This window comes from Sulfuricaulis sp. (assembly GCF_049587675.1).
Taxonomy (GTDB): domain Bacteria; phylum Pseudomonadota; class Gammaproteobacteria; order Acidiferrobacterales; family Sulfurifustaceae; genus Sulfuricaulis.
Map to the genome: position 1 here is coordinate 1 of NZ_JBAVEJ010000118.1, position 9,475 is coordinate 9,475.

Sequence of the window (9,475 nt, forward strand, 5' to 3'; positions counted from 1 at the left end):
ACGTTTTCCACAAGATTGGCGGGCCAGCGTCCTGGCCCCATGACCGGCGCCCGGGCGACGACGGTGTATCGGGGCCATTGTTTTGTATCTCTAAAGGACATATCTCTTGAAATCGCCCCGGTTGGACCGATAATTGACCGAGGTACCGATCTAATGATGCAGCCGGAAGACATTAAGCAGATGATAGAGACTGGGTTGCCGGGCGCGCGCGTGTCGGTGACCGGCGACGGTCATCATTTCGAGGCCGAAGTCGTGGCCCGTGAGTTCACCGGCAAGGGCATGTTGCAGCGGCATCAGATCGTGTATGGCACGCTGGGCGGCAAGATGGGAAATGAAATTCATGCTCTGTCATTGCGTACCCTGGCGCCGGAGGAGTGACCGTCACCCGTTGGTTTTGCGTCGATAGCTTAAATTTATTACGAGATACGAGGTTTCACATGAGCATACAGGACAAGATTCGCCAGCAACTGAGCAGCGACAAGATCGTGCTCTATATGAAGGGCACCCCCCAGTTCCCGCAATGCGGCTTTTCGGCCAAGGCCTCCCAGATGCTGGGCGCGTGCGGGGCGAAATTCACGACTTACGACATATTGTCCGACCCGGAAATGCGCCAGGGCCTCAAGGAATACTCGCATTGGCCGACCTTCCCGCAGCTGTACGTAAACGGCGAACTGGTCGGCGGCTGTGATATCATGATCGAGCTGTACCAGAAGGGCGAACTCCAGAAACTGGTTACCCAGGCGCAGGGTTGAGCGCCCGTAATCCCGAACGGAAAAGGCCGCCTTCTGGCGGCCTTTTTTATTGCCGACGATTATTCATATCATGGACAAACTGATAGTGACCGGCGGAACGCCGCTGCGCGGCGAGATCAGCATCTCGGGCGCGAAGAATGCCGCGCTGCCCGTTTTGGTGTCCTCGCTGCTGACCAACGAAACCGTGAGCATCGGCAACGTGCCGCACCTGCAGGACATCACCACGACGATGGAGCTGCTCGGCCGCATGGGCGTGCGCCTCGTGGTCGGCGACAAGATGGTGATCGAGGCCGATTCGAGCCAGAACACCTCGGTGCGCGCGCCGTACGAACTGGTGAAAACCATGCGCGCGTCGATCCTGGTGCTCGGTCCGCTGCTGGCGCGTTTCGGCGAGGCCGAGGTGTCCCTGCCCGGCGGTTGCGCCATCGGTTCGCGCCCGGTGAACCTGCACATCAAGGGTTTACAGGCCATGGGCGCGGAGATCAATCTTGAAGGCGGCTATATCCGCGCCAAGGCGAAACGCCTGAAAGGCGCGCGCATCTTCATGGACCTGGTCTCCGTCACCGGTACGGAGAACATCATGATGGCGGCGACGCTGGCGGACGGCACCACGATCATCGAAAACGCCGCGCGCGAACCCGAAGTGGTGGACCTGGCCAAATGTCTGATGGCGATGGGCGCGAAGATTCGCGGCGCCGGCACCGATGAAATCACCATCGAAGGCGTGGAGAAATTGCACGGCGCCGAGCATGAGGTCATTCCTGACCGCATCGAAACCGGAACGTATCTGGTCGCCGCGGCGATGACCGGCGGCAGCGTGCGGTTGCGCAACGCGCGTCCGGATCTGTTGCAGGCGGTGCTCGAGAAACTGCGTGAGGCCGGCGCGGTGATCGAAACCGGACCGAACTGGATCAGTCTCGACATGCAGGGCAAGCGTCCGAAGGCCGTGACGGTCCGCACCGCGCCGTACCCGGCGTTTCCGACGGACATGCAGGCACAGTTCATCGCGCTGAACGCGATCGCCGAGGGCAGCGGCACGGTGACGGAGACGATCTTCGAGAACCGCTTCATGCACGTCTATGAACTGCAGCGCATGGGCGCGAGTATCGAAATGGAAGGCAACACCGCCATTGTGCGCGGCGTCACGAGCTTGAAAGGCGCGCCGGTCATGGCGACCGATCTGCGCGCTTCCGCGAGCCTGGCGCTGGCGGGCCTGGTAGCGGAGGGCGATACCGTCGTCGATCGCATCTATCACATAGACCGCGGTTATGAATGTATCGAGGAGAAGCTCGCCCAGCTGGGCGCGCGCATCCGGCGCCTACCGGGAGAACTCGCGGCCCGGGCGGCGCGGAAGCAGACGGCGTGAACCATGACCTCCACGCTCAATATCGCCCTGTCCAAGGGGCGGATCCTGGAAGAGGGTTTGCCGCTGCTTGAACGCGCCGGCATCCGACCCGCGGAAAACCCGCTAAAAAGCCGTAAACTCATTCTCGATACCAACCTGCCGGACGTGAAGCTCACGATCATTCGTGCTGCGGATGTGCCCACCTACGTGCAGTTCGGTGCCGCCGACCTCGGTATCGCGGGCAAGGATGTGCTGATGGAATACGACGGCGACGGCTTGTATGAACTCATGGACCTCAAGATCGCCCGCTGCCGCATGATGGTGGCCGAGCCGGCGAGCCTGGCCTCGCGCGACGATCCGCGCAGCTGGACGCGGCTGCGCATCGCGACCAAATACGTCAAAACCACGCAACGGCACTTCGCCGCCAAGGGCATTCAGACCGATATCATCAAGCTCTACGGCTCGATGGAGCTCGCGCCGCTCGTGGGTCTTTCCGACCGCATTGTCGACTTGGTCGATACCGGTAATACGCTCAAGGCCAACGGCCTGGTCGAGGTGGAGCAAATCGCCGATATCAGTGCTTGGCTCGTGGCCAACAAGGCCTCGATGAAAATGAAACACCAGGCGCTGAAGAATCTCGTCGGTCAGCTGCAGCGGGCCGTCGCTTGAACCTCCCATGAGCACGCTCAAGCTGCGTCTGCTGAATACCCGCGCTGACGGGTTTGCCGCCGACTTCGAACGATTGCTCGACCGCGCCCACGCGATCGATCCCAAGATCGAAACCACGGTGCGGGACATCGTCGCGGACGTGCGCGCGCGCGGCGACGCGGCGGTCGTGGAGTACACGCGCCGCTTCGACCGGCGAGAGGTTTCCAGCGTGGCGGAGCTCGAGGTGTCGCGCTCGCGCCTGCGCGAGGTGTCGCGCGCGGTCACCAAGGAACAGTATGAAGCGCTCGCCAACGCCGCGGAACGCATTCGCGCCTACCACGAACGCCAGCGCACCGATTCCTGGACCTACACCGAACCCGACGGCACGCTGCTCGGTCAGCAGGTGACGGCACTCGAGCGCGTCGGGTTGTACGTACCCGGCGGGAAGGCCGCCTATCCGTCGTCCGTGCTCATGAACGCGATACCGGCCAAAGTCGCCGAGGTGCCGGAACTCGTCATGGTGGTGCCGGCGCCGGAGGGAACGCTCAGCGAAATGGTGCTCGCCGCGGCCTACCTCGGCGGAGTGGATCGGGTGTTTACCATCGGCGGCGCGCAGGCGGTCGCGGCGCTCGCTTACGGCACGCAAACGGTTCCCAAGGTGGACAAAATCGTCGGTCCGGGAAATGTGTATGTCGCCACCGCCAAGCGGCTCGTCTATGGCGTGGTGGACATCGACATGATCGCCGGGCCGTCCGAGATCGTGGTATTGTGCGACGGCAGGACCGATCCCGAGTGGATCGCGATGGACCTGTTTTCGCAGGCGGAGCACGATGAGGACGCGCAGTCCATTCTCATCAGCCTCGACGAGGCGTTCACCCTGAAAGTGCTCGCGGCCATCGAAAAACTCCTGCCCGGCATGGAGCGGCGCGAGATCATCCGGGCCGCGCTCGAATCCCGCGGGGCGCTGATCACCGCCGGCAGCCTCGATGAGGCGCTTGTGCTCGTGAATCGCATCGCGCCGGAACATCTCGAGCTCTCGGTGGAAAATGCCGGGGAAACGGCCAAGCGTGTGCGTCATGCCGGCGCGATCTTTCTCGGCCGCTATACCGCGGAGGCGGTGGGCGACTACTGCGCCGGGCCGAACCACGTGTTGCCGACTTCCGGCACCGCGCGGTTTTCTTCGCCCCTCGGCGTGTATGACTTCCAGAAACGCAGCAGCCTGATCCAGTGTTCGGCCGATGGTGCCTCGGTGCTGGGTAAAACCGCCTCGGTGCTGGCGCGCGGCGAAGGCCTGACGGCGCACGCACGCTCGGCAGAGTACCGGATTAAGAAATAGGTTTCACCACAAAGGACGCAAAGAATGTAAAGAAAACGAAAATGGCACTTTGCGTCATAAGGCCAGGTTCAATTTACTTTTTAGTCTTTACGCTCTTTGCGTCTTTGCGGTGAGATATTTCATATCATGACTGACCGAATCCAACAAAAAATCGGAAAGCTCGTGCGCCCCGAAATCCGGGCGCTCAAGGCCTATCACGTGCCCGATGCCTCCGGGCTCATCAAGCTCGACGCCATGGAGAATCCCTATTCGTGGCCGGAAGACGTGCGGCGTGAATGGACGGAAGTGCTGCGAAGCGTTGCGCTTAATCGTTATCCCGATCCCGACGCCCGTCGTCTGCGCGAACGTCTGCGCGCGGCGCTCGACGTGCCGGCCGGCATGGAGCTTATTCTCGGCAATGGGTCGGACGAACTCATCCAGATCGTTCTCATGGCTGTCTCCGGGCCGCGTGCGGTTGTGCTGGCACCCATACCGACCTTTATCATGTACGAGATGATTGCGACTTTCACCGGCATGAAGTTCGTGGGCGTGCCGCTCCGGCCGGATTTTTCGCTCGACAGGCAGGCTACGCTCAAGGCCATCGAAACGTACAAGCCAGCGGTGGTTTTTCTGGCGTACCCGAACAATCCGACGGGGAATTTGTTTTCGCGCGAGGGTGTCGAGCGCGTGATCGAAGCGTCGCCGGGACTGGTCGTGCTGGACGAGGCCTATCACGCCTTCGCCGGCCATTCCTTTATGGACCGGCTGGGAAAGCACGACAACTTGCTGGTGATGCGCACGCTGTCGAAGCAGGGGCTGGCCGGTCTGCGTTTAGGCATTCTCGCCGGCCCGACACCGTGGCTGGCGGAATTCAACAAGGTGCGGCTTCCGTACAATATCGGGAGCCTCACGCAGGCGAGCGCAGAATTCGCGTTGACGCACCTGGCCTTGCTGGATGATCAGGCGCGGCAGATACGTTACGACCGGGAACAGCTGTTTCAGGCGCTCAGCCGGATACGTGGCGTGCAGGCCTGGCCGAGCCAGGCCAATTTCATTCTGTTCCGGGCCGAGAACCGCGTAGCGGACCAGGTCTTTGAAGGACTGCGGACACGTGGGGTGCTCATCAAGAATCTGAATTCTTCTGGCGGCATGCTCAAGGGCTGTTTGCGCGTGACCGTGGGCACGCCTTCGGAGAATGATGCATTTCTCAAAGCGCTTGAGGCGGCGCTATGATTCGTCTATGGTTTGCGTGTGAAATCCTCTAAACGAACAAAATCCCGTTCCCCCCGGGGCAAGTCTATGTCCGGCCGGCGCGCCGAGGTGGCGCGCAACACCAAGGAAACCCAGATCACCGTTTCCGTGAATCTGGACGGTGGCGGCACGGCGCGTATCGATACCGGCCTGCCGTTTCTCGAGCACATGCTGGAACAGGTGGCGCGGCACGGGCTGATCGACATCGCCCTCGAGGCCAAGGGCGACCTGCACATCGACGCGCATCACACGGTGGAAGATATCGGCATCACGTTAGGCCAGGCGATCGCCAAGGCGGTGGGCGACAGGAAGGGCATCCGCCGTTATGGCCATGCCTATGTACCGCTCGACGAGGCGCTGTCGCGCGTGGTGATCGATTTCTCCGGGCGTCCCGGTCTGGAATATCACGTGGATTTTCCGCGCTCGCGCGTGGGGGAATTCGACGTGGATCTGGTGCACGAATTTTTTCAGGGATTCTGCAATCATGCCCTGGTCACGCTGCACGTCGATTGTCTGCGCGGCAAGAACGCGCACCACAACGCCGAGACGATCTTCAAGGCCTTCGGACGCGCCCTGCGCATGGCGCTGGAGATCGACGCGCGCGCGGCGGATACCGTTCCCTCGACCAAAGGAAGTCTGTAATTATTGTTGAACCGCCAAGTCGCCAGGGGTGAGGCGGAGTTTTCGCGAATGTTCAGTGAACATTCGCGCCGTCGAACGGGTGAAACGGGTTATGTTGCGCCCCGGGCCACAACACTGCGTTTCTTGGCGATGATGGCGTTAAACTAAATATTATATGAATACCGTCGCGGTGATTGATTACGGGATGGGGAATTTGCGCTCAGTGTGCAAGGCGATCGAACATGTCGCACCCGGCGTGCATGTACGACTCACGGCCGCGGCCGCGGACATCCGCCGTGCCGACCGTGTCGTGTTTCCCGGCCAGGGCGCCATCGGCGCTTGCATGGTGGCACTGGAATCCGGCATGCTGCGCGAATCGCTTCTCGAAGCAATGAAAACCAAACCCTTTCTCGGCATCTGTCTCGGTCTTCAGGCCTTGTATGATTTCAGCGAAGAAGGCGGTGGCACGCCGTGCCTGAGCCTGTTGGCGGGGGCGGTGAAGCGTTTTCCCGCGGAACAGATGCGCGACGAGGCCACGGGTCTGCCGCTCAAAGTGCCGCACATGGGCTGGAACCAGGTGCGCCAGACCGTCGCGCACCCGCTGTGGAACGGTATCCCGCAGGATTCGCGGTTTTATTTCGTGCACAGTTACTATGCCGATTCGATCGATGCCCATAATATCGCCGGCGAGACGGAGTATGCGTTGCGGTTTACCTCGGCCGCGGCGCGTGAGAACATTTTCGCGGTCCAATTCCACCCGGAAAAAAGCCAGCGCGCCGGCCTGCGCCTGCTGGAAAATTTCGTGTCCTGGGACGGAAACAGCTAATATATATTCTGAAACCGCTGATAAACAGATTCACGCAGATGAAGAGAAGCAGGAAGTTAGTGAGTTTTATATATCAGCATTTATTCGTATCCATCTGCGATTACTGACTTTTATCAATCATGTCCGCTCTGCTGATTATTCCCGCAATCGATATCAAGGACGGCAAGTGCGTGCGCCTGCGCCAGGGGCGCATGAACGAAGCGACGATCTTTTCCGACGATCCCGTGGCCATGGCCAGACGCTGGGTGGATGCCGGCGCGCGCCGCCTGCACATCGTGGATCTCAACGGCGCGGTTGCCGGCAAGCCGGTGAATGGGGCCGCCATTCAGGCAATCCGCTCCGCCTTTCCGGACATGCCAATGCAGGTGGGTGGCGGCATTCGCGACGAGGACACTATTCAGGCCTATCTCGACATGGGCATGCACTTTGTCATTCTCGGCACCAAAGCGGTGAATGCCCCGCATTTCGTGAGCGACGTGTGCACGGAATTTCCCGGGCATATCATCGTGGGGCTCGACGCCAAGGACGGAAAGGTGGCGATCGACGGCTGGTCCAAGCTCTCCGGACACGACGTCATCGATCTGGCGAAGAAATATCAGGACGACGGCGTCGAGGCGATCATTTACACCGACATCGGCCGCGACGGTATGATGAGCGGTGTTAATATCGAAGCGACGGTCAAGCTCGCGAACGCGATCTCAATTCCGGTTATCGCCTCCGGCGGGATCACCAACATCGACGATATCCGCCGGCTCTGCGAGGTGGGTGACGCCGGCATCGTCGGGGCCATTACCGGCCGCGCGATTTACGAGGACACGCTCGACTTCGCTGCGGCCCAGAAACTCGCCGACGAGCTGGGAAACATCAAATAGACAGGATTAACAGGATTTACTGGATTAAATCTGGAAATCTTTTTTTTAATTTTCCAATCCTGTTAATCTTGTAAATCCTGTCCTTTCGATTTTTATCATGGGTCTGGCCAAACGCATCATTCCCTGCCTCGACGTCGACAACGGCCGCGTCGTCAAAGGCGTGCGTTTCGTGGAAATCCGCGACGCCGGCGATCCGGTCGAGGTCGCTCGCCGTTATGACGAACAGGGCGCCGATGAAGTAATTTTTCTCGACATCACCGCCAGTTCCGATAACCGCGAGACCATGGTGCATGTGGTCGAGGCAATGGCTTCGCAGGTGTTCATTCCGCTGACTGTCGGCGGTGGGATCCGTAAGGTCGAGGACGTGCGCCGCATGCTCAACGCCGGCGCCGACAAGGTGGCGATCAACACCGCCGCGGTGTCCCGTCCCGAGTTCGTCAAGGAAGCCTCGGATCATTTCGGCTCGCAATGCATCGTGGTGGCGATCGATGCCAAGCAGGTCGGGCCAGACCGGTGGGAGGTGTTCACCCACGGCGGACGCAAGGCCACCGGCCTCGATGCGCTGGCCTGGGCAAGAAAAATGACGGAATACGGCGCGGGAGAAATCCTGTTGACGAGCATGGATCGCGATGGCACCAAGGACGGTTTTGATCTCAATCTCACGCGCGCGGTGTGCGACGCCGTCAGTATTCCGGTGATCGCTTCCGGCGGGGTCGGCAATCTCGATCATCTTGTCGAGGGCGTCACCAAAGGCCACGCCGACGCCGTGCTTGCGGCCAGTATCTTTCACTTCGGTGAATACACCGTGCAGCAGGCTAAAGAGCGCATGGCCGCGGCCGGGATTGAAGTAAGGCTATAAAATTAGAACCGCCAGGACGCCAGGAGCGCCAGGGAACAAGAATAATAATAATGATTCAGAAATAAGGCATGTTCTCGCCGGCTGAATTATTCACCTCTTTATTCTGATATGATTTCAGAAGTTCCTGGCGACCCTGGCGTCCTGGCGGTTTAAATCAATCATGAATGAAACCTGGCTCGATGCAGTGAAATGGAACAGCGACGGGCTGGTGCCGGCGATTGCGCAGGAGGCCGGGAGCGGCAAGGTGTTGACGCTCGCGTGGATGAACCGCGAGTCGCTGGCGGCGACGGCGCAGGAAAGGCGGGCGATCTACTGGTCGCGCTCGCGCCGGAAACTCTGGCGCAAGGGTGAGGAATCAGGACATGTGCAGGCGGTCAAGGACATCCGTCTCGACTGCGACAACGATACCGTGCTGCTGGTGGTGGAACAGAAGGGCGGGATCGCCTGTCACACGGGACGCGAGCGCTGTTTCTATCAGCAGCTTCAGGGCGACCGGTGGGTGACGGTCGAACCCGTAATCAAGAGCGAACAGGAAATTTACGGCAAGAAATGACATGTCCGACGTGCTGAACAAGCTGGCAGCCGTTTTGGAGGCGCGCAAGGGCGCCGATCCGCAGAGTTCCTATGTCGCGGGACTGTACGCCAAGGGGCTCGACGCGGTTCTGAAAAAGATCGGCGAGGAAGCCACCGAGACGGTGCTCGCGGCAAAGAGCGGCGAGCGGGCCAAGATCGTGCATGAAACGGCGGATCTGTGGTTTCACACACTTATCATGCTTGCGCAGACCGGGCTTAAGCCGGATGATATCCTGGTTGAGTTGGACCGCCGTTTTGGCGTGTCCGGGCTGGACGAGAAGGCCTCGCGTCAGGGACGTTAGCGAAGGTGATCCGCCGGACGAGAACCGCCGGGCGGGTGGTTTCAACATCGGCACGAACGAATTTATTCTGGAGAGATTGCAATGGGTTCTTTCAGCATATGGCACTGGCTT

Annotated in this window: 12 protein-coding genes; all 12 read left to right on the forward strand. The window is 60.3% G+C overall.

Annotation, left to right across the window (positions count from 1 at the left end):
• The first annotated feature begins 156 nt into the window (after positions 1 to 156).
• The 12 genes from WB402_RS06145 to WB402_RS06200 all read left to right on the forward strand — a co-directional run bounded on the left by WB402_RS06145 (position 157) and on the right by WB402_RS06200 (position 9,364).
• Positions 157 to 378 (forward strand): BolA family protein, encoded by a 222-nt coding sequence (locus WB402_RS06145; protein WP_424206051.1) that lies wholly within the window; start codon positions 157 to 159, stop codon positions 376 to 378.
• Between the two features lie 59 nt (positions 379 to 437).
• Positions 438 to 752: a Grx4 family monothiol glutaredoxin gene (grxD, locus tag WB402_RS06150; RefSeq protein ID WP_424206041.1), complete on the forward strand. Its 315-nt coding sequence runs from the start codon at positions 438 to 440 to the stop codon at positions 750 to 752.
• A gap of 70 nt (positions 753 to 822) precedes the next feature.
• Complete coding sequence (murA, locus tag WB402_RS06155) at positions 823 to 2,118, forward strand: UDP-N-acetylglucosamine 1-carboxyvinyltransferase (protein WP_424206042.1); 1,296 nt, start codon at positions 823 to 825, stop codon at positions 2,116 to 2,118.
• A gap of 3 nt (positions 2,119 to 2,121) precedes the next feature.
• The gene (gene hisG, locus WB402_RS06160; protein ID WP_424206043.1) at positions 2,122 to 2,766 is read left to right on the forward strand and encodes an ATP phosphoribosyltransferase; all 645 of its coding nucleotides are present in this window, start codon (positions 2,122 to 2,124) and stop codon (positions 2,764 to 2,766) included.
• Between the two features lie 7 nt (positions 2,767 to 2,773).
• Complete coding sequence (gene hisD, locus WB402_RS06165; protein ID WP_424206044.1) at positions 2,774 to 4,081, forward strand: histidinol dehydrogenase; 1,308 nt, start codon at positions 2,774 to 2,776, stop codon at positions 4,079 to 4,081.
• A 126-nt stretch (positions 4,082 to 4,207) separates the two neighbouring features.
• Positions 4,208 to 5,293 carry a histidinol-phosphate transaminase gene (hisC, locus tag WB402_RS06170; RefSeq protein ID WP_424206045.1) on the forward strand — a complete coding sequence of 362 codons (1,086 nt, stop codon included), beginning with the start codon at positions 4,208 to 4,210 and terminating at the stop codon, positions 5,291 to 5,293.
• 66 nt (positions 5,294 to 5,359) lie between these two features.
• Positions 5,360 to 5,953 carry an imidazoleglycerol-phosphate dehydratase HisB gene (gene hisB / locus WB402_RS06175; RefSeq protein WP_424206046.1) on the forward strand — a complete coding sequence of 198 codons (594 nt, stop codon included), beginning with the start codon at positions 5,360 to 5,362 and terminating at the stop codon, positions 5,951 to 5,953.
• 154 nt (positions 5,954 to 6,107) lie between these two features.
• Positions 6,108 to 6,758, forward strand: coding sequence for an imidazole glycerol phosphate synthase subunit HisH (hisH, locus tag WB402_RS06180; RefSeq protein WP_424206047.1), 651 nt, complete (start codon positions 6,108 to 6,110; stop codon positions 6,756 to 6,758).
• Between the two features lie 128 nt (positions 6,759 to 6,886).
• A complete protein-coding gene (gene hisA, locus WB402_RS06185) occupies positions 6,887 to 7,630 on the forward strand; it encodes a 1-(5-phosphoribosyl)-5-[(5-phosphoribosylamino)methylideneamino]imidazole-4-carboxamide isomerase (RefSeq protein ID WP_424206052.1) in 744 nt (247 codons plus the stop codon).
• A 97-nt stretch (positions 7,631 to 7,727) separates the two neighbouring features.
• Positions 7,728 to 8,489, forward strand: coding sequence for an imidazole glycerol phosphate synthase subunit HisF (hisF, locus tag WB402_RS06190; protein ID WP_424206048.1), 762 nt, complete (start codon positions 7,728 to 7,730; stop codon positions 8,487 to 8,489).
• Positions 8,490 to 8,649: 160 nt separating this feature from the next.
• Positions 8,650 to 9,042 (forward strand): phosphoribosyl-AMP cyclohydrolase, encoded by a 393-nt coding sequence (gene hisI, locus WB402_RS06195; RefSeq protein ID WP_424206049.1) that lies wholly within the window; start codon positions 8,650 to 8,652, stop codon positions 9,040 to 9,042.
• 1 nt (position 9,043) lies between these two features.
• Positions 9,044 to 9,364: a phosphoribosyl-ATP diphosphatase gene (locus tag WB402_RS06200; RefSeq protein ID WP_424206050.1), complete on the forward strand. Its 321-nt coding sequence runs from the start codon at positions 9,044 to 9,046 to the stop codon at positions 9,362 to 9,364.
• Positions 9,365 to 9,475: the final 111 nt, after the last annotated feature.

Coding starts and splice junctions, on each gene's coding strand:
- WB402_RS06145 (WP_424206051.1), top strand. CDS start 157: ATGCAGCCGGAAGACATTAAGCAGATGATAGAGACTGGGTTGCCGGGC.
- grxD (WP_424206041.1), top strand. CDS start 438: ATGAGCATACAGGACAAGATTCGCCAGCAACTGAGCAGCGACAAGATC.
- murA (WP_424206042.1), top strand. CDS start 823: ATGGACAAACTGATAGTGACCGGCGGAACGCCGCTGCGCGGCGAGATC.
- hisG (WP_424206043.1), top strand. CDS start 2,122: ATGACCTCCACGCTCAATATCGCCCTGTCCAAGGGGCGGATCCTGGAA.
- hisD (WP_424206044.1), top strand. CDS start 2,774: ATGAGCACGCTCAAGCTGCGTCTGCTGAATACCCGCGCTGACGGGTTT.
- hisC (WP_424206045.1), top strand. CDS start 4,208: ATGACTGACCGAATCCAACAAAAAATCGGAAAGCTCGTGCGCCCCGAA.
- hisB (WP_424206046.1), top strand. CDS start 5,360: ATGTCCGGCCGGCGCGCCGAGGTGGCGCGCAACACCAAGGAAACCCAG.
- hisH (WP_424206047.1), top strand. CDS start 6,108: ATGAATACCGTCGCGGTGATTGATTACGGGATGGGGAATTTGCGCTCA.
- hisF (WP_424206048.1), top strand. CDS start 7,728: ATGGGTCTGGCCAAACGCATCATTCCCTGCCTCGACGTCGACAACGGC.
- hisI (WP_424206049.1), top strand. CDS start 8,650: ATGAATGAAACCTGGCTCGATGCAGTGAAATGGAACAGCGACGGGCTG.
- WB402_RS06200 (WP_424206050.1), top strand. CDS start 9,044: ATGTCCGACGTGCTGAACAAGCTGGCAGCCGTTTTGGAGGCGCGCAAG.